Genomic DNA, 18008 nt, shown 5'->3' on the forward strand with positions numbered 1-18008 from the left:
TAGCTCAGCCGCAGGTCCTGGTAGTCGCCGCCCTGGCGGGTGGCGATGTTGAAGTTGCCGCCGATGTTGTGCAGGCCGTAGCGCGGATCGTTGGTGCCGCGCACCACCTCGATGTAGGCGATCTCCAGCGGGAAGATCATGTCGATGAAGCGTTGGTTGCCGCTGTTGACGTTGCTCGGCACGCCGTCGATCAGCACCTTGATGCCGTTGATGTAGCCCTCGCCGTTGAAAGCGCGGAAGGTGACCTTGCCGGACTCGGCACCCTGCCGGGTTTCGGTGAGCTGCATGCCGGGCATCTGCCCCAGCAACTCCCAGCTGTTCATGACCTGCTTGTCGGCGATCTGCTCGCTGCCGAGCACGTCGACCGAGCTGAGGATGTTGCGCGTGGACAGCGAGGCGGCGCTGTGGCGCCGCGCTTCCACGGTGCCGAGCGTGGTGGTGGTGTCGGGTGTCGTCTGCGCGGCGCCGTCGCCGGCCGCGAGCCCGGCCAGCACGGCGAGGGCATGGGTGTAGGTCTTCATGGTGGCTGCGGACAAGGGGAGTGGAGACTGGCGGCAGCGGCTGGGCTGCGGGCGAGCGGGTGGTGCGCGGTCCGACGTACGAACGCGGCTCCGATTGAGTGATGTTATATCATTTCGTTAAGAAGTTGTCGGAATCGCCAGCAGGCCGGCGCGACAAGCGTCCGCCCGACCGTGCGGCAGAGGGCCTTCGCGGCGTGGGCGCGAGAGAGACGGGACCTGGCGGGGCCGCGCGGAGCGGCCCCGCGGCCGTTCAGGCCGGTTGCCGCGCGACCTGGAAGCCGGCGAAGGACTGCGTCACCGGCATGATTTCCAATCGATTGATGTTCAGATGCGGCGGCAGCGTCGCCACCCAGAAGATCTGTTCGGCGATGTCCTCGGCGGTCATCGGCTGCGCACCCTGGTAGAGCGTGTCCGAGGCCTTCTGGTCGCCATGGGTGCGGACCAGGGTGAACTCGGTCTCGGCCATGCCGGGTTCGATCGCGGTGACGCGCACGCCGGTGCCATGCAGATCCGAGCGCAGGCCCAGCGAGAACTGGCTGACGAAGGCCTTGGTGCCGCCGTAGGTGTTGCCGCCGGGGTAGGGGTACAGCGCGGCGACCGAGCTGATGTTGATGATCGCGCCGCGGCGCTGGATCAGCGTCGGCAGCAGGCGATGGGTCAGCGTCACCAGCGCGGTGATGTTGGTGTCGATCATCGTGCGCCAGTCGTCCAGTTGCGCGGCCTGCGCCGGCGCGGTGCCCTGGGCCAGGCCGGCGTTGTTGACCAGCAGGTCGATGCCGCGGAACGCCTCGGGCAGCGCCGCCAGCATCGCGTCCAGCGCGTCGGTGTCGCGGATGTCGAAGGCGGCGATGTGCACGCGCTCGGCGCCGAAGGCGTCCAGCAGCGGCTGCAGGCGCTCGGCGCGGCGGCCGGTGGCGATCACGCGCCAGCCGGCATCGACGAAGCGGCGCACGGCGGCAGCGCCGAAACCGGAGGTGGCGCCGGTGATCAGGGCGGTCTGAGTCATTGGGGGGCCGGAAATGGGGAGTGGGGAATCGGGAATGGTAAAAGCAAAACCCGGTCGCGCGCGTCGACAGCGCGTGTGCCCGCGGGGGAAGTCGGCTTCGGTGGTTGATGACGCGACAGCGCGCGGATCCGAAGCGTCTTCAGGCCTCGTCGCGCGGAACGGGACGTGCTCGCGTCCCCATTCCAGATTCCCTGGCTGCTAATTCTTTTGCGTAGTCGCCGGCAGCACGCTGCCGTGGAACTGCAACGTCATATCAAGCCAACGCGGCCCAATGTCAGCAGCAACAACCCATGCGCGCACGTACAGGTGAAAACGGCAAGAAAGCCGCTTCACCCATTCCCCAATCCCGATTCCCCAATCCCAGCCTCACTGCGCCTTGATCGCGATCGCCGACAGCCCGCTGCCGTTCAACTTCTGCTTGGCCTCGGCCAGTTCGCTGGCGGTGCCGTAGGGCCCCATGCGCACGCGGTAGACGGTCTTGCCGCTGATCTGCGCCGATTCCACGCGCGCCGACAGGCCCAGCATCGCCAGCTTGGCCTTGGTCGACTCGGCGTCGCCGGAGGCGCCGAACGAGCCGGCCTGCAGGATGTAGCGCGCGTTGTCGGGCGCGGCCGCCGCCGCGGCAGTCGCCGGTGCGGTGGTCGCGGCCGGCGTTGTCGTGGTGGCCGCCGGCTTGGCGGCGGCGGGGGCGCTGGCGGCCGCGCTCGGCGTCTCCGGCAGCGGGGTCGGGTTGGCCGCCGTCGCGGTCGGTGCGGTGGCGACCGCGGCCGGAGTGGTGCCGGTGGCGGCCGTGCCTGCAGCGGCCTGCGCCTTGGCCTGGCGAATGGCCTCGGCGCGCGCGCTGGCGGCCAGTTCGGCGTCGGACATCTGCACTTCCTTGCCGGGCAGCAGGGTGTAGAAGTCGTACTGGGTCTGCGCGTCCTTCTTCGCTTCCGGCTTGGTGCTGCCGGCCGCGTTGGCGGCGGGCTTGGGCAGGTCCGGGGCCGCATCGACGTCGGCATCGGCCACCGGCGCCGGTTGCGCATCCGGATTGGCGCGCGGGCCGCCCACGCGCAGGAAGTCGCCGTCCTTCTTGAACAGCCCCGGAGCGCCGAGGAACACCACCGCGGCGATCGCCGCGCCGGCGATCAGCCACACCCACCCGGGCGTGCCGTTGCCGCTGTTGCGCCGGGCCTGGGTCTTACCGCGTCGTGCTGCCATTTACCGCTTCTCCACTCACATTTTTTCCGGGGCCGAGACGCCCAGGAGATTCAGACCGTTCGCCAGCACCTGCTGCGCCGCCACCGCCAGGGTCAGCTTGGCGTTGCGTTCGCCGGCGTCGTCCACCAGCACCGGGGTGCCGTGGTACCAGGTGTGGAAGGCCGTCGCCAGTTCGCGCAGGTATTGCGCGATCAGATGCGGCTCCAGCGCATGCCCCGCATTCTCCACCACTTCCGGGTAGCGCGAGAGTTCCTGCATCAGTTCCAGCGAGGTCGCGTCGCTGAGCCGGTTCAGTTGCGCCTGGCCATCGGCCTGGTCGTAGTCCAGCTTCTTCTCCTGCGCCTGGCGCAGCAGGCTGCACACCCGGGCATGCGCGTACTGCACGTAGAACACCGGGTTGTCGTTGCTCTGCTGGCGCGCCAGGTCGATGTCGAAGGTGAGCTGGGAATCGGGCTTGCGCGCGATCAGGAACCAGCGCGTGGCGTCGCGGCCGGCTTCCTCGATCAGGTCGCGCAGGGTCAGGTAGCTGCCGGCGCGCTTGGACAGCTTCACTTCCTCGCCGCCGCGCATCACCGTGACCATCTGGTGCAGCACGTACTCCGGCCAACCCTTGGGGATGCCCAGGTCCATCGCCTGCAGGCCGGCACGCACGCGCGCCAGCGAGCCGTGGTGGTCGGCGCCCAGTTCGGTGATGGCGCGCACGTAGCCGCGCTGCCACTTGCTCAGGTGGTAGGCCACGTCCGGCACGAAGTAGGTGTAGGTGCCGTCGGACTTGCGCATCACGCGGTCCTTGTCGTCGCCGAAATCGGTGGATTTCAGCCACAGCGCGCCGCCCTCTTCGTAGGTATGGCCGGAGGTGATCAGCTTCTGCACCGCCTCCTCGACCTTGCCGTCGCGGTACAGCGAGCTTTCCAGGAAGTAGATGTCGAAATCCACGCCGAACGCGGCCAGGTCGTGGTTCTGCTCGTTGCGCAGATAGGCCACGGCGAAGCGGCGGATCGCATCGAGGTCCTGCGGATCCTTGGCGCCGGTGACCACATGGCCTTCCAGGTCGACCGCAGCGCCGGCCATGTAGGCGTCGGCCACGTCCTGGATGTAGTCGCCGCGGTAGCCTTCTTCCGGCCAGTCGGGGCTGTCGGGCGTCTTGCCCAAAGCGCGCGCCTGCACCGAGCGCGCCAGGTTCTCGATCTGGTTGCCGCCGTCGTTGTAGTAGAACTCGCGCTTGGCATTCCAGCCGTTGGCCTCGAGCAGACGCGCCAGGCAGTCGCCGATGGCCGCCGCGCGGCCGTGGCCGACGTGCAGCGGCCCGGTCGGGTTGGCCGAGACGTACTCCACGCCCACGGTGCGGCCGTTGCCGACCAGGCTGCGGCCGTAGTCCTCGCCCTGCTTGAGCACCGCCAGCACCTCGCGCTGATAGGCGCCGGGACCGAGATGGAAATTGATGAAGCCGGGGCCGGCGATCTCGACCTTGCTGACGTCGTCGTTGGCCGGCAGCGCGTCCACCAGTTGCTGGGCGAGGGCGCGCGGATTGGTGCGCGCGGCCTTGGCCAGCAGCATCGCCGCGTTGGTGGCGAAGTCGCCGTGCTCGCGGGTCTTGGGCCGCTCGACCACGAAGTCCGGCGGCAGGGTGTCGGCCGGCAGGGTGCCATTGGCGCGCAAGGCTTCGATGCCTTGACCGATCAGGGCGCGGAGTTGGGATTTCACGAGATCTCTACTTGAAGCGCGGAACCGGCGATTTTACCCGACCCGCCGCCTCCCGGCCCGTCCCGGGTTCAGCCCGACCTCAGCCGCGACGCCGCGACCAGCACGCGCCCGCGCCTGCGCCTGCGCCCTGGCCTGGGCCGGCTGACCGCCCGCGTGGCCTGGAGCCGGCCTCGCCGGGATCGGCGTCCCGCGACATGGCACGCCCGGCCGCCGCCTCGGTTCAGGCCCAGCCGCGCGAGGCCATCGAGACAGGCACGCCGTCGCCGACGATGAAGTGGTCGAGCAGGCGCACGTCGATCAGGTCCAGCGCCTGTTTCAGCCGCTCGGTGACGGCGCGGTCGGCGGGCGAGGGTTCCGGGTTTCCGGACGGGTGGTTGTGGCCGATGATCACCGCAGCGGCGTTGAGCGTGAGCGCACGCCGCACCACCTCGCGCGGATGCACCTCGGCGCCGTCCAGCGTGCCCTGGAACAGCTCCTCGAACGCCAGCCAGCGGTGCCGGGTGTCCAGGAACAGGGCGGCGAACACCTCGTACGGCCGCGCCCGCAGGCGTTGCGCGAAGTAGCGGCCGGCGGTGATCGGGTTGCTGAGGGTGTCGCCGCGCTGCAGTTCCGCGGCCAGGTGGCGCTGGCCCAGCTCCAGCGCCGCCGACAGCTGGCAGGCCCGCGCCGGGCCCAGCCCGGGCAGGCGTACCAGGTCGCCGGGCGACCGGTCCAGCAGCGTGCGCAACGGCCCGTGCCGCTGCAGCAGGTCGCGCGAGGTGCGCACCGCGTCGCTGCCGGGCAGGCCGGAGCCGAGAAAGATCGCCAGCAGTTCGGCGTCGGAAAGGGCCCGGGGACCGCGTGCCAGCAGCTTTTCCCGGGGACGTTCTTCGCAGGGCCAGTCGGAGATGTGCATATCGCCAGGGTGCCGGCCGACATGGCGCAACGGTATCAGGCCGCCAAAAACCATCGGGTAAGCTAATCGTCCTTGTATGGGTAGGACATTCCCGACGTGACCGCGATTTTCGAGAGGCCCCTGCCGGGGCGACGTGTGCTGTTGTGCGTCGGCGGGGGAATCGCCGCCTACAAGGCGCTGGAACTGGTGCGGCGCCTGCGCGACGCCGGCGCCGAGGTGCAGGTGGCGATGACCGCCGGCGCGCAGCAGTTCGTCACCCCGCTGAGCTTCCAGGCGCTGTCCGGCCATCTCACCCGCACCACGCTCTGGGACAGTGGCGCCGAGCAGGCGATGGGTCACCTGGAACTGGCCCGCTGGGCCGAGCAGGTGGTGGTGGCCCCGGCCACTGCCGACCTGCTGGCGCGCCTGGCGCACGGGCTGGCCGACGACCTGGTGGGCACGCTGTGCCTGGCCAGCACCGCACCGCTCACCGTGTGCCCGGCGATGAACCACCGCATGTGGCTGCATCCGGCCACCCAGGCCAACATCGCCACCCTGCGCGCGCGCGGCGCTCAGGTGGTCGGCCCGAACGACGGCCCGCTGGCCGAAGGCGAGTCCGGCCCCGGACGCCTGGCCGAACCGGAGCAGATCGTCGCCGCGCTCGTTGGGCGCAACGACCAGAGCGCCGCGTCGGCCAAGCCGGCCGTGGCCGCCGTCCCGGCGCGTTCCAGCGCGGGCACCGGCACTGCCGCCCTGCGCGGCCTGCGCGTGGTGATCAGCGCAGGCCCCACCTACGAAGACCTGGATCCGGTGCGTTACCTGGGCAACCGCAGCAGCGGCAAGATGGGCTATGCGCTGGCCGCGGCCGCGGTCCGGCAAGGCGCCGAGGTGGTGCTGGTCAGCGGTCCGGTGCATTTGTCTACGCCCGACGGCGTGCAGCGCATCGACGTGCGCTCGGCCGCGCAGATGCGCGAGGCGGTGCTCGGCGCGCTGCCGGCGGACATCTACATCGGCACCGCCGCGGTCGCCGATTACACGCCAAAACAGGTGGCGGCGCAGAAGATCAAGAAGAGCGGCGAGACGCTTACCCTCGAACTGACCCGCACTCCGGACATCCTGGCCGAGGTCGCCGCGCAGACCCAGGCGCTGAAGCTGGTAGTCGGCTTCGCCGCCGAGACCCACGACATCGAGCGCTATGCCCGTGGCAAACTCGCCGACAAGCACCTGGACCTGATCGTGGCCAACCGGGTGGGGGTGGCCGGCAACGGCTTCGAGAGCGACCAGAACGCGGCCACCGCCTATTGGCAGGATGGCGAACGCGACTTCCCGGCGGTCTCCAAGACGCAGCTGGCCGAACAACTGCTGGACCTGATCGCGCAGAGGCTGCACGCATGAGCACTCCCACGCCCCATCCGCTGCAGGTGAAGCTGCTGGATCCGCGCTTCGGCGACAGCTGGCCGCTGCCCGACTACGCCACCGAAGCCAGCGCCGGGCTCGACCTGCGCGCGGCCACCGAGGCGCCGCTGACCCTGGCGCCGGGCGACACCGCGCTGATCCCCAGCGGCCTGTCCATCTACATCGCCGATCCGCAGCTGTGCGCGGTGGTGCTGCCGCGCTCGGGCCTGGGCCACCGCCACGGCATCGTGCTCGGCAACGGCACCGGCCTGATCGACGCCGATTACCAGGGGCCGCTGCTGATCAGCGTCTGGAATCGCGGCCGCGAGGACTTCACCATTGCCCCCGGCGACCGCATCGCGCAGCTGGTGGTGATGCCGGTCGTGCGTGTCGCCCTGCAGGTGGTGGATACTTTCGCCGACAGCGCCAGGGGAACGGGTGGATTCGGCCATACCGGAGTGCGCTGACAGGGGATCGTCTGCATGAGCGAGGCAACACAAGCGCGGCCGGTGCCGCAGGGTTTGCGCAAGGTGGCGCCTCTGCTGACGGTGCTGCTGGTGCTGTTGGTGGTCTGGTTCGGCTGGAGCGGGGTCGAGCAATGGCGCGCCGAGCAGGCCGCCGCCGCCCTGGAGCAGGCGCGCGATGCCGCGGTGACGCAGACCCAGCAGGCGCTGGCGGGCGTGGGCAAACGCCTGTCCGAACGCCTGCAGCAGCCGGCCGTGCAGGCGGCCCTGCGCCGCGGCGACGCCGCGGCCGCCGCCCAGGCGCTGCGTGCGGACTGGGCGCAGGCCGAGGACGCGCAGGTGCTGCCGGCCGACCTGGAGCCGGGCTACACCGATGTGGCGCACTTCGGCTACGGCCGCCTGGCGCTGCTGGAGAAGGCGCTGATGACCGGCAAGCTCGCCAGCGCGGTGATCCGCGACGGCGGCGGCCCGCGGCTGGGCCTGGCCGCGCCGGTCTCGCTGGGCGGCAACGCCGGGGTGGTGTACCTGCGCCTGCCACTGGCGCTGCTGACCGACCCGGTCGCGCAGGCATCGGTGCCGGGCACCGGCTATCTGGCCCTGCGCCAGGGCGGCTACGACGTGATCGCCGCCGGCGACAATGCGCTGCACGATCGCGCCGACGCGATGTCGCGCCCGGTCGGCGACAGCGGCCTGCGCATGGTCGCCTCGCTGCCGGATACCGAAGCCGGTCCGCTGGGGCTGGGCGCACTGCCCTGCCTGCTGGTCGCCGCCCTGTGCCTGGTGCTGGGCGCGCTGTTGTTGCTGGCCGCGCGCGGGCGCCTGCCGCAGCCGCGGGTGCGCCGCGCCGGCCCGGCGGTGGCCGAAGAACACACCCTGCAGCAGAGCCTGCAACGCCAGGAGCCGCCCCCGCCGCCTTCGTCCACCGCCGAGGACACCGCGCCGGCCAAGCCGGTGCCGGCGTTCGCGGTGGCGCCGGAGATCTTCCGCGCCTACGACATCCGCGGCGTGGTCGGGCGCGACCTCAGCCCGCAGGTCGCGGCGCTGATCGGCCAGGCGATCGGCGCGGTGATGCAGGAGCAGGGGCTCAACGAGGTGGTGGTCGGCCGCGATGGCCGCCTGTCCGGGCCGGAGCTGTCGGCCGCACTGATCGAAGGCCTACGCCGCGCCGGCTGCCATGTCACCGACATCGGCCTGGCGCCGACCCCGGTGGTCTACTTCGCCGCCTACCACCTGCGCGCCGGCAGCTGCGTGGCGGTGACCGGCAGCCACAACCCCGCCGACTACAACGGCTTCAAGATCGTGGTCGGCGGCGAGACCCTGTCCGGCGCCGCCATCGCCGACCTGTACGCGCGGATCAGCGCCGGTCGCCTGCCCACGGCCGAGGAGCCGGGCCGGCTGCAGCAACGCGATGTCGGCGACGACTACATCCAGCGCATCGCCGACGACGTGCAGCTGGACCGCCCGCTCAAGGTGGTGGCCGATGCCGGCAACGGCGTCGGTGGCGAACTGGCGCCGCGCCTGCTGGAAGCGATCGGCGCCGAGGTCGTGCCGCTGTATTGCGACGTCGACGGCACCTTCCCCAACCACCATCCCGATCCCAGCGAGCCGCACAACCTCGAGGATCTGGTGCAGACGGTGCGGCGCTTCGACGCCGACCTGGGCGTGGCCTTCGACGGCGACGCCGACCGCCTCGGCGTGGTCACCAAGGAAGGCACGGTGATCTACCCGGACCGCCTGCTGATGCTGTTCGCCGCCGACGTGCTGCAACGCAATCCTGGCGCGCTGGTGATCTACGACGTCAAGTGCACCGGCAAGCTGTCCGACTACGTGCTGCGCAACGGCGGCAGCCCGCTGGTGTGGAAGACCGGGCATTCGCTGATCAAGGCGAAGATGCGCGAGACCGACGCCGAACTGGCCGGCGAGATGAGCGGCCACTTCTTCTTCAAGGAGCGCTGGTACGGCTTCGACGACGGCCTGTACGCGGCGGCGCGGTTGCTGGAGATCCTGGCCCAGCGCGAGGAATCGCCGTCGGAGGTGCTGGCCGAACTGCCCGACAGCGTGGCCACGCCGGAGATCAAGCTGCCGGTGGACGGGCAGGACGCGCATGCGCTGGTCGCCGAGCTGGTCGCCCAGGCGCAGCAGGAGGGCTCGCCGTTCGCCGGCGCGCGGCTGCTGACCATCGACGGGCTGCGCGCCGACTTCCCGGATGGCTGGGGCCTGGTGCGCGCCTCCAACACCACGCCGGTGCTGGTGCTGCGCTTCGAAGCCGACAACGCGGCGGCGCTGGAGCGGATCAAGGCGCTGTTCCGCGCCCAGCTGCAGGCGGTGCTGCCGGGCCTGGCGCCGACCTTCTGAGGCGGCGTCGCGGGCCCGGCCTGGTCCGGGCGCCGGGGTGTGCGACGGCTCAGCCGCCGGCGGTGGTCGCGGACTGTGCCGGGCCGTTGCCCCGGGCCGCGCGATAGCGCTGCAGCACGTCCTCGATTTCCTGATCCAGGCCGAGCCGCTGCTGTTCGAAGTTCTTCTGCATGCGCAGTTGCCACAGCAGGGCGCGGTGCCGCTGCTGCACGTCGTCGGCGGTCTTGGCCGGCACGCTCTGCCCGGCCAGTTCGCGCGCGCCGGCGCCGGACAGCAGGCCGATCAGACCCTGGCGCAGGCTGTCGACGTTGTAGCGGGCGGTGTTGATGTTGTTGTCGACAATGCCGATGCGCTCGGCGAACACCCGGCGCAGTTCGTCCTCGGTCTGGTACGACAGCAGCATCGCCTGGTCGGTGCGCTTGCGCGTCTCCAGCGCGGCCTGGTCGGCGCGCTGCTGCGCGGCATCGGCCGCGGCCGCGGCGCGTTCCTCGGCATTGAGCGCACGCCCGACCTCGGCGCTGCGCATGCCGCTGGTGGCGTTGAACTCGTCGCGTGCCTGGTTCACCGCTTCCGGCGGCAACGCATCGCTGCAGGTACGTTGGCCGCCCTGGTTCCAGCAGTACAGCTTCTTGGACGGCGCCGACGCCTGTTGCGCGGCGACCGGCAAGGCCAGCAGCGCCAACACGGCCGGCAGGACGCGGGTGCGTGATCGGATCGGCATCGTGGCAGCCCCCTGCTGTCAGCCAGACGAAGCGCAACCGTAGCGGGCCCGGTAGGCCAGCAGCGGTTCGCGGAAGCCGACAAGGTCTGCGTTTCCGTCGATGAATGCAAGCAGGTCGCCCAGATGCGCGACCGAGACCACAGGAACGCCGGCTTCTGCGGCCACCGCCTGCGCCGCCGAGCGGCGGTCGTCCTCGGCGGCGATCTCCTGGCGGTCCAGCGCGACCAGGATCGCGGCCGGTTCGCCGCCGGCGGCGCGGATGATGCCCAGCGCCTCGCGGATCGCGGTGCCGGCGGTGATCACGTCGTCCACGATCAGCACCCGGCGGCCGGCCAGCGGCGCGCCGATCAGGCTGCCGCCTTCGCCGTGCGCCTTGGCTTCCTTGCGGTTGAACGCCAGCGGCAAATCGCGCCCGCGCCGCGCGTACTCGCAGGCCACCGCCGTCGCCAGCGGAATGCCCTTGTAGGCAGGGCCGAACAGCAGGTCGAAGTCGAGCCCGGCGGCGTCGGCCGCATCGGCGTAGCATGCCGCCAGCCGCGCCATGCTGGCGCCGGAATCGAAGCGCCCGGCATTGAAGAAATACGGACTGAGGCGCCCGGACTTCAGCGTGAACTCGCCGAAGCGCAGCGCCTCCGCGTCCAGGGCCAGTTGCAGGAAACGGTGCCGGTAGTCGGTCATTGGGGGGCCGGGAATGGGGAAACGGGAACAGGGAATCGATAAAGCGTACCCCAGCAGGACCGCGAAGACGGAACAACCGCTATGCTTTTCACCATTCCCTATTCCCCTTTCCCCATTTCCGGCTCTTCCATGCGCATCATCAGCTTCAACGCCAACGGCCTGCGGTCGGCCGCCACCAAGGGCTTTTTCGAGTGGTTCGCCACCCAGCAGGCGGATGTGCTGTGCGTGCAGGAGACCAAGGCGCAGGAGCATCAGCTGGCCGGGCCGGCGTTCCTGCCGGACGGCTACCGGGTCTGGTTCCGCGATGCCAGCACCAAGAAGGGCTACAGCGGCGTGGCCATCTACAGCAAGCGCGAGCCGGACGAGGTGCGGACCGCGCTGGGCTGGCCCGAGTTCGACGAGGAGGGCCGCTACATCGAGGCGCGCTTCGGCAATCTGAGCGTGGTGTCCTTCTACATTCCTTCCGGGTCCTCCGGCGAGCTGCGCCAGGGCTACAAGTTCCAGGTCATGGACTGGCTGCGGCCGATCCTGGTGGAGTGGCTGCACAGCGACCGCGACTACGTGCTGTGCGGCGACTGGAACATCGTGCGCTCGGCGCTGGACATCAAGAACTGGAAGTCGAACCAGAAGAACTCCGGCTGCCTGCCGGCCGAGCGCGACTGGCTCAACGGCCTGTGCGCCGACCGCGCCGACGAGGCCGATGCGGCCAGCGGCCGCGGCTGGGTCGACGCCTACCGCGCGCTGCATCCGGACGGCCAGGACTACACTTGGTGGAGCAACCGCGGCGCGGCACGCGCCAACGACGTCGGTTGGCGCATCGACTACCAGTTCGTCACCCCGACCCTGCGCGAGCGCCTGCAGGGCTGTTCGATCTATACCGCGCAGCGCTTCTCCGACCACGCGCCGTTCACGGTGGACTACCGCGAATGAGCGGCGGTGCTGCCGCGGCGCCGGTGTCCTACAAGGGCTGGGCCGGGATCAGGCGCGCCTTCGCCACGCCGTCGGCGGCAACGATGGCGCTGTTGGGCTTCGGCAGCGGCCTGCCGTTCCTGCTGATCGCCTCGCAGACCCTGTCCACGCGCCTGCGCGACGTCGGCCTGGACCTGGGCAGCATCGGCCTGATCAGCCTGGCCAGCTTCTTTTACCTGCTCAAGTTCCTGTGGGCGCCGCTGCTGGATCGCTACCGCTTCCCGCTGTTCGGCTTCCTCGGCCGGCGCCGCTCGTGGCTGCTGGTCGCGCAGCTGGGCGTGGCGGTCGGCCTGGTGGCGCTGGCGTTCACCCGTCCGGAGCTGGGCGTGGCCGCGCTGGTGCTGTGGGTGTTGATCGCCTCCTTTGCCGGTGCCACCCAGGACTCGGTGGTGGACGCCTACCGCATCGAGATCGCGCCGCCGTCGGCGCAGGCCGCGCTCGCCGCGACCTACACCTTCGGCTACCGCATCGGCCTGATCCTGTCCGGCGCCGGCGCGCTGTACCTGGCGCAGTTCGGCAACTGGACGTTGGCCTACCTGGTCATGGCCGGGCTGATGCTGCTGCCGATCGTCACCACCCTGGTGTGCCGCGAGCCGGAGGTGCCGGCCTCGACGGTGGTGCGCAAGATCGACGTGGTCGGCGCGTTCTGGCAGCCAATCTCCAGCTTCTTTTCCAGTAATGGCCTGGCGCTGGGGCTGGCGCTGCTGCTGTTCGTGGGCCTGTTCAAGTTCCCCGACCAGGTGATCGGGGTGATGTCCGGCCCGTTCTACCTGGATTCGGGCTTCGACAAGGCCGACATCGCCACCGTCTCCAAGCTGTTCGGGGTCTGGATGGGGATCGCCGGAGCTTTCGCCGGCGGCCTGGCGGTGGCCGCCTTCGGCTTCCGGCGCATGTTGCTGGTCGCCGCGCTGGGCGTGGCGCTGTCTAACCTGGCGTTCCTGCTGATGGCGCACAACCCTGGCCAGCTCTGGTCGTTCTATGCCGCGCTCAGCGCCGACAACCTGTTCCAGGGCTTCGCCGGCACCGTGCTGGTCGCCTTCATGTCCTCGCTGACCGACCGCAACTTCACCGCCACCCAGTACGCGCTGCTGGTGTCGCTGGCCAACCTGCCGGGCAAGTTCGTCGGCGGCGTCTCCGGCTACATCGTCGAAGCCACCTCCTACAGCACCTTCTTCGTGCTCAGCGCCTTCACCGTGATCCCGACCCTGCTGCTGCTGGCCTGGCTGTGGCCGCGGATCCGGGAACAGACGCCCCCAGCGCTGCCGCCGGGCGATTGAAAGGGCGCCCCCGGGCGCGGATGATGGGCAGCGGTGCATACAGTGCGCCGCCGCCCGGGAGTCCGCATGAGCGACCTTGTGTTGCGCGATATCGACCCGTTCCTGCTCGAACGCATCCGCCGCATCGCCGTCGCGCGCGGCTGGACCCAGCGCCAGGCGGTGCTGGCGCTGATCGAGCAGGGCCTGTTCTCCAGCGAGCACGACGTGCGCAGCGGGTTCGAGCACCGCGAGGTGGATGCGCTGTCGGAGGCGATCGCGGCCCTGCGCGCGCTGCCGGCCGGCAGCGGTTTCTGAATCCCGACGCCTCGCTTACGCAGGGTGGATCGCGCCGAGGATGCGCGGCCCGCGCGCGCCGCTGACCGACGGCAGGTTGCCCGGCAGCCCGGCCAGGGTCTGCCGGGCCAGCCAGGCGAAGCCCATCGCTTCGATGTAGTCCGGGTCCAGGCCCTGTGCCTGGGTCGAGTGCACCTGCACCCCCGGCAAGCGCGCCTGCAGCCGCGCCAGCAACAGCGGGTTGTGCACGCCGCCGCCGCACACCAGCAACTGCCGGGTCGCCGGCTGCCGCGCCAGCAGCGCGTCGGCGACGGTGGCCGCGGTCAGTTCCAGCAGCGTCGCCTGCACCGCGGCCGGCGCCGGCGCCGGGGTGTCCAGGCAGGCCTCCAGCCAGCGCAGGTGGAACTGCTCGCGCCCGGTGCTCTTGGGCGGCGGCAGCGCGAACCAGGGATCGGCCAGCAGGCGCTGCAACAGGTCGGCGTCGACCGCGCCGCTGGCGGCGAACGCGCCGCCCGCATCGTAGGGCTGGCCGCGATGGCGTTGGCACCAGGCATCGAGCAGCGCGTTGGCCGGGCCGGTGTCGAACCCGCGCACCGCGCCGTGCGCCGGCAGCAAGGTCAGGTTGCCGATGCCGCCGAGGTTGAGCACGGCCCGGTCCTCGTGCGCCGCCCCCAGCATCGCCGCATGAAAGGCCGGCATCAGTGGTGCGCCATGGCCGCCGGCGGCGACGTCGCGGCGGCGGAAGTCGCAGACCGTGGCGATGCCGGTCAGTTCGGCGATGCGGTTGCCGTCGCCGAGCTGCCAGGTGAAGGCGGGGTCGGCCAGCGGGCGATGGCGCACGGTCTGCCCGTGCGACCCGATCGCGCGCACCGCGGCCGGCGCCACCCCAGCGTCGTCGAGCAGGCGCAGCGCCGCCTCGGCGAAGGCGATCGCGACCTCGGCATCGAGCTGCCCCAGCGCGTCCAGCGAGGCGATGTCGCCGCCTTCGCCCAGCGCGATCAGCGCCGCGCGCTGCTGCGGTGCCCAGGCATAGGTGCGGCCCAACTGCAGATGCGGGTTGCCGTCGTGACCGAAGCGCACCAGCGCGGCATCGATGCCGTCGGCGCTGGTGCCGGACATCAGGCCCAGGAACAGGGCGTCGTCGGAAACAACGGAAGAAGACATGCTAGGCACCAGGCGGCGGTTGGCGCCGCAGCGTGGGCCAGGCGCCGCCGCCCGTCAATGCGCGGCGCGGCGCAAGCGGACGCCAGTACTCAGCCGGCGTCGTGCGAGCTGGCGGCCTTGGACGAGGCGACGACCTTCTTCTTCTTCGCGTCCGGCTCGCCGGCATCGGCGTAGATCAGCTTCTCCACACGCTGGATGCGCGCCAGCGCCGGCGAGGTCTGCGCGCGGAACGCGGCCAGCTCGGCGCCGGCCAGCGGGGTCGGCGGCGGCATCGTCACCGAGGCCGGGTTGCGCTGCACCCCGTCCACGCGGAATTCGTAGTGCAGGTGCGGACCGGTAGCCATGCCGGTCATGCCGACGTAGCCGATCACCGTGCCCTGGTTGATGCGCTGGCCGGCCTTGATGCCGCCGAAGCGCGACATGTGTCCGTACAGCGTGCTGTAGCCCTTGCCATGGTCCAGGATCACCACGTTGCCGTAGCCGCGCTGGGTGCCCACGAACTGCACCCGCGCATCGCCGGCGGCCATGATCGGCGTGCCGGTCGGCGCCGCGTAGTCGATGCCCTTGTGCATGCGCATGGTGCCCAGCACCGGGTGCTTGCGCGCGCCGAAGGTGGAGCTGATGCGGCTATAGGACACCGGCATGCGGATGAAGCTCTTCTTCAGCGGCCGCCCGGTCACGTCGAAGTACTCGGCCGGCTTGCCGCCGCGCTCGAAGCGGAAGCCGCTGTAGGTCTTGCCGCGGGTGGTGAACGTCGCCGCCAGGATCTTGCTGGTGTCGATGCGCTCGCCTTCGCGCCAGGTCTCGTCCATGACCACGCTGAAGCGATCGCCCGGCTGCAGGTCCTTGTCGAAGTCGATGTCGTACTTGAAGATCTCGTCGGTCATCGTCGCGATCGCCGACGGCGACAGCCCGGCCTTGCGCGCGGCCACGTACAGCGAGCTGGTGATCTCGCCGCTGGTGACCACGGTGCGCGTGCTGGTCTCGCGCTCGATCACCTTTTCCTTGATGTCGTCGCCCAGCAGCGACAGTTCCACCCGGTGGGTGGCGTCGCGATCGAAGCGCAGGGCGCGCAGGTCGCCCGACGTCGCCAGGTCGAAGCCGATCTCGGCGCCCGGGCGCAGCTTGGTCAGCGCGTCGTGCGTGCCCGGATGGTCCAGCACCCGCTGCATCACCGTGGCGGGGAGGCCGAGCTTCTCGAACACCGAACCCAGGGTCTGCCCGGATTCGATCCGCACCACCTGCCAGTTGTCGGTGATCGCAGCCTGTTGTTGCTGGGCAAGCGAGATCGGCGGCAACGGCAGCGCCAGCGTCGCCTGCGTGGTCTGCAGCGGCACGTCGATGGCGTTGGAGAAGCCCGGGACGATGGTGGCGACCATCGCGCCGATGGTGGCGAACAGGCTGGCGTGGATCCAATGGCGACGCGTCCAGCGGCCGGCGGGAAGATGTTCCTTCAACTTGCGATGCAGCGCAGTGTCGTGGAGAACGTGAAGGCGTTGCTGGAACCGCTGCCGGCGCGCGCGTTCCTGATCACTGTTGGGCATCAAGGCTTCCTCACGAGCCCGAAGCGCGAGCTCAAAACTCGGCTACCATAAACATCGTTCCACAGCGCGTCAAACCATTGAGCCGGCTCGGATTTTCACCTGGCTGCACGGTTAACTCGCTCTTAACGCCATTCACGTTTGTTGACGCCATTCGCCGGAGTTCCTGTTTTGTCCACGATCGAAGAGTCCCTTGTCCTGATCGGCCGCGGTGCCGACGAAATCCTCAAGCGTGAAGAACTGGAGGCCCGCCTGCGCAGCGGCCGCCCGCTGCGGATCAAGGCCGGCTTCGATCCCACCGCGCCGGACCTGCACATCGGTCACACCGTGCTGTTGAACAAGATGCGCCAGTTCCAGGACCTGGGACACCAGGTGATCTTCCTGATCGGCGACTTCACCGGGATGATCGGCGACCCCACCGGCAAGAACGTCACCCGCAAGCCGCTGACCCGCGAGGACGTGCTGGCCAACGCCCGCACCTACGAGGAGCAGGTGTTCAAGGTGCTGGACCGGGAGCGCACCGAGGTCCGCTTCAACTCCGAATGGTTCGGGCAGATGAGCGCGGCCGACATGATCCGCCTGGCCGGCCAGCACACCGTGGCGCGCATGCTCGAGCGCGACGACTTCGCGAAGCGCTACGCGGCGCAGCAGTCCATTGCCATCCACGAGTTCCTGTACCCGCTGGTGCAGGGCTACGACTCGGTGGCGCTGAAGGCCGACGTCGAGCTGGGCGGCACCGACCAGAAGTTCAACCTGCTGATGGGCCGCGGCCTGCAGGAGCACTACGGGCAGCCGGCGCAGATCGTGCTGACGATGCCGCTGCTCGAAGGCCTGGACGGGGTCAACAAGATGTCCAAGTCGCTGGGCAACTACATCGGCATCAGCGAGCCGGCGATCGACATCGTCACCAAGACCATGAAGATCGGCGACGAGCTGATGTGGCGCTGGATCGAACTGCTGTCCTTCGAGATCGGCGTGAACGAAGCACAGGCGCTGCGTCAGCAAGTGCAGGCCGGCAGCCTGCATCCGCGCGAGGTGAAGCTACGCCTGGCGCGCGAACTCACCACCCGTTTCCACGATGCCGCTGCTGCCGAACAGGCCATCGTCGGCTGGCACGCCGTGGTGACCGGGCAGGGCGACACCAGCGCCTTGCCGCTGCAGCAGGTCGCCGTGCCGGCGGAAGGCCTACGGATCGCCGCGCTGCTGACCGCTGCGGGGCTGACCGCCAGCAACTCCGAGGCAAGCCGCAAGCTCAAGGAGCGGGCGGTGCGCGTGGCTGGCGAGGTGGTGGAAGATCCGCAACAGAGTTTCGCGCCTGGCTTCGAGGGCGTCCTGCAGGTCGGCAAGCGGACGTTCGCCCGGGTACAGCTCATCGCGGCATGAGATCGTCCGCCCGGTTGCCGCGCAGGCAATCGGGCGACGGTGGTGCGGCGCTGCCTGCTCTCTATATATAGGGAGTGGCCGCGAAGCAGCGCTCACCGAATAGCGTGCGCGGTAAGGCAGGTGGGGCTGACAGGGCTCCCGCGACGGGAGAGTGAAAAAAGTTTTCACGCCCTCTTCCCAAGCGCCCGATTTGGGGCCATACTTTCCCTCCCCTGACGCAACGCCTTCACGGCAACGCGGCAAGGGCGTCAAAAACCTCTTCAAAAAGGTGTTGACGAAGTGAAAAAGTCGGCTAATATGGCCGGCTCGCTTCGAGGAAAAGCCTTCGGGTTTGGACGAAGAAGCGGCGTCAACCACCTGATCAAAAAGGTGTTGACGGCAAGAAAAAAGCCGCTATGATGGGCGGCTCGGTTCGACGAAAAGCCTTCGGGTTTGAAGACGAACCAGCGTCAACCGCCTCGAAATGAGGTGTTGACGGAAACA

16 protein-coding genes are annotated in these 18008 nt (G+C 69.8%); 7 read left to right on the plus strand and 9 right to left on the minus strand.

All coding sequences use genetic code 11. The features are described from left to right. The 5 genes from ACHWVH_RS11895 to radC form a co-directional block, all read right to left on the minus strand. A partial coding sequence (locus tag ACHWVH_RS11895; protein WP_394687246.1) for a TonB-dependent receptor plug domain-containing protein occupies positions 1 to 521 on the minus strand: 521 nt, incomplete at its 3' end. Between the two features lie 250 nt (positions 522 to 771). Further along, on the minus strand, positions 772 to 1527 hold the full coding sequence (locus ACHWVH_RS11900; protein WP_017917008.1) for an SDR family NAD(P)-dependent oxidoreductase: 756 nt from the start codon (positions 1525 to 1527) through the stop codon (positions 772 to 774). 366 nt (positions 1528 to 1893) lie between these two features. Then, on the minus strand, positions 1894 to 2727 hold the full coding sequence (locus ACHWVH_RS11905) for an SPOR domain-containing protein (protein WP_295920555.1): 834 nt from the start codon (positions 2725 to 2727) through the stop codon (positions 1894 to 1896). Positions 2728 to 2742: 15 nt separating this feature from the next. Continuing rightward, on the minus strand, positions 2743 to 4431 hold the full coding sequence (argS, locus tag ACHWVH_RS11910) for an arginine--tRNA ligase (protein WP_209032632.1): 1689 nt from the start codon (positions 4429 to 4431) through the stop codon (positions 2743 to 2745). Between the two features lie 220 nt (positions 4432 to 4651). Next, positions 4652 to 5326 carry a DNA repair protein RadC gene (radC, locus tag ACHWVH_RS11915; RefSeq protein WP_017907879.1) on the minus strand — a complete coding sequence of 225 codons (675 nt, stop codon included), beginning with the start codon at positions 5324 to 5326 and terminating at the stop codon, positions 4652 to 4654. Positions 5327 to 5422: 96 nt separating this feature from the next. Between radC and coaBC the strand changes: the two genes are divergently transcribed. Genes coaBC through ACHWVH_RS11930 form a run of 3 tightly spaced genes read left to right on the plus strand, consistent with a single transcriptional unit; the run spans position 5423 to position 9519 of the window. Beyond that, positions 5423 to 6700 carry a bifunctional phosphopantothenoylcysteine decarboxylase/phosphopantothenate--cysteine ligase CoaBC gene (gene coaBC / locus ACHWVH_RS11920; protein WP_295928984.1) on the plus strand — a complete coding sequence of 426 codons (1278 nt, stop codon included), beginning with the start codon at positions 5423 to 5425 and terminating at the stop codon, positions 6698 to 6700. Continuing rightward, positions 6697 to 7167: a dUTP diphosphatase gene (gene dut / locus ACHWVH_RS11925; protein ID WP_010342059.1), complete on the plus strand. Its 471-nt coding sequence runs from the start codon at positions 6697 to 6699 to the stop codon at positions 7165 to 7167. Before coaBC ends, dut begins: the two co-directional genes overlap by 4 nt. A 15-nt stretch (positions 7168 to 7182) precedes the next feature. Continuing rightward, positions 7183 to 9519, plus strand: a complete 2337-nt coding sequence (locus tag ACHWVH_RS11930) for a phosphomannomutase/phosphoglucomutase (RefSeq protein ID WP_394687247.1) — start codon at positions 7183 to 7185, stop codon at positions 9517 to 9519. A 49-nt stretch (positions 9520 to 9568) separates the two neighbouring features. Here ACHWVH_RS11930 and ACHWVH_RS11935 read toward each other — a convergent pair whose 3' ends face one another. Beyond that, the gene (locus ACHWVH_RS11935) at positions 9569 to 10240 is read right to left on the minus strand and encodes a hypothetical protein (RefSeq protein WP_193312657.1); all 672 of its coding nucleotides are present in this window, start codon (positions 10238 to 10240) and stop codon (positions 9569 to 9571) included. Between the two features lie 18 nt (positions 10241 to 10258). Further along, positions 10259 to 10918 (minus strand): orotate phosphoribosyltransferase, encoded by a 660-nt coding sequence (gene pyrE / locus ACHWVH_RS11940; protein ID WP_019802407.1) that lies wholly within the window; start codon positions 10916 to 10918, stop codon positions 10259 to 10261. 129 nt (positions 10919 to 11047) lie between these two features. On the opposite strand from pyrE, the gene ACHWVH_RS11945 reads away from it, so the two are divergent. From ACHWVH_RS11945 to ACHWVH_RS11955, 3 genes are all read left to right on the plus strand, one after another. Beyond that, complete coding sequence (locus ACHWVH_RS11945) at positions 11048 to 11848, plus strand: exodeoxyribonuclease III (protein ID WP_295928990.1); 801 nt, start codon at positions 11048 to 11050, stop codon at positions 11846 to 11848. Next, positions 11845 to 13164 (plus strand): AmpG family muropeptide MFS transporter, encoded by a 1320-nt coding sequence (locus ACHWVH_RS11950; RefSeq protein ID WP_394687248.1) that lies wholly within the window; start codon positions 11845 to 11847, stop codon positions 13162 to 13164. The genes ACHWVH_RS11945 and ACHWVH_RS11950 overlap by 4 nt, the downstream gene beginning before the upstream one ends. 66 nt (positions 13165 to 13230) lie before the next feature. Next, a complete protein-coding gene (locus ACHWVH_RS11955) occupies positions 13231 to 13458 on the plus strand; it encodes a hypothetical protein (RefSeq protein ID WP_026143529.1) in 228 nt (75 codons plus the stop codon). Between the two features lie 15 nt (positions 13459 to 13473). On the opposite strand, the gene ACHWVH_RS11960 is transcribed toward ACHWVH_RS11955, so the two are convergent. Both ACHWVH_RS11960 and ACHWVH_RS11965 read right to left on the minus strand, forming a co-directional pair. Then, positions 13474 to 14601 (minus strand): anhydro-N-acetylmuramic acid kinase, encoded by a 1128-nt coding sequence (locus ACHWVH_RS11960; protein WP_267121824.1) that lies wholly within the window; start codon positions 14599 to 14601, stop codon positions 13474 to 13476. An 89-nt stretch (positions 14602 to 14690) separates the two neighbouring features. Beyond that, a complete protein-coding gene (locus ACHWVH_RS11965; RefSeq protein ID WP_394687249.1) occupies positions 14691 to 16145 on the minus strand; it encodes a peptidoglycan DD-metalloendopeptidase family protein in 1455 nt (484 codons plus the stop codon). 168 nt (positions 16146 to 16313) lie between these two features. Here ACHWVH_RS11965 and tyrS point away from each other — a divergent pair, with 168 nt between their 5' ends. Then, on the plus strand, positions 16314 to 17525 hold the full coding sequence (gene tyrS, locus ACHWVH_RS11970) for a tyrosine--tRNA ligase (protein WP_152238789.1): 1212 nt from the start codon (positions 16314 to 16316) through the stop codon (positions 17523 to 17525). Positions 17526 to 18008: the final 483 nt, after the last annotated feature.

This window comes from uncultured Xanthomonas sp. (assembly GCF_964278005.1).
Taxonomy (GTDB): domain Bacteria; phylum Pseudomonadota; class Gammaproteobacteria; order Xanthomonadales; family Xanthomonadaceae; genus Xanthomonas_A; species Xanthomonas_A sontii.

What these genes read in the sequence shown, in the direction of transcription:
- ACHWVH_RS11900 (WP_017917008.1), bottom strand. Translation starts at nt 1,527, where the DNA reads ATGACTCAGACCGCCCTGATCACCGGCGCCACCTCCGGTTTCGGCGCT.
- ACHWVH_RS11905 (WP_295920555.1), bottom strand. Translation starts at nt 2,727, where the DNA reads ATGGCAGCACGACGCGGTAAGACCCAGGCCCGGCGCAACAGCGGCAAC.
- radC (WP_017907879.1), bottom strand. Translation starts at nt 5,326, where the DNA reads ATGCACATCTCCGACTGGCCCTGCGAAGAACGTCCCCGGGAAAAGCTG.
- dut (WP_010342059.1), top strand. Translation starts at nt 6,697, where the DNA reads ATGAGCACTCCCACGCCCCATCCGCTGCAGGTGAAGCTGCTGGATCCG.
- ACHWVH_RS11930 (WP_394687247.1), top strand. Translation starts at nt 7,183, where the DNA reads ATGAGCGAGGCAACACAAGCGCGGCCGGTGCCGCAGGGTTTGCGCAAG.
- ACHWVH_RS11935 (WP_193312657.1), bottom strand. Translation starts at nt 10,240, where the DNA reads ATGCCGATCCGATCACGCACCCGCGTCCTGCCGGCCGTGTTGGCGCTG.
- pyrE (WP_019802407.1), bottom strand. Translation starts at nt 10,918, where the DNA reads ATGACCGACTACCGGCACCGTTTCCTGCAACTGGCCCTGGACGCGGAG.
- ACHWVH_RS11945 (WP_295928990.1), top strand. Translation starts at nt 11,048, where the DNA reads ATGCGCATCATCAGCTTCAACGCCAACGGCCTGCGGTCGGCCGCCACC.
- ACHWVH_RS11950 (WP_394687248.1), top strand. Translation starts at nt 11,845, where the DNA reads ATGAGCGGCGGTGCTGCCGCGGCGCCGGTGTCCTACAAGGGCTGGGCC.
- ACHWVH_RS11955 (WP_026143529.1), top strand. Translation starts at nt 13,231, where the DNA reads ATGAGCGACCTTGTGTTGCGCGATATCGACCCGTTCCTGCTCGAACGC.
- ACHWVH_RS11960 (WP_267121824.1), bottom strand. Translation starts at nt 14,601, where the DNA reads ATGTCTTCTTCCGTTGTTTCCGACGACGCCCTGTTCCTGGGCCTGATG.
- ACHWVH_RS11965 (WP_394687249.1), bottom strand. Translation starts at nt 16,145, where the DNA reads ATGCCCAACAGTGATCAGGAACGCGCGCGCCGGCAGCGGTTCCAGCAA.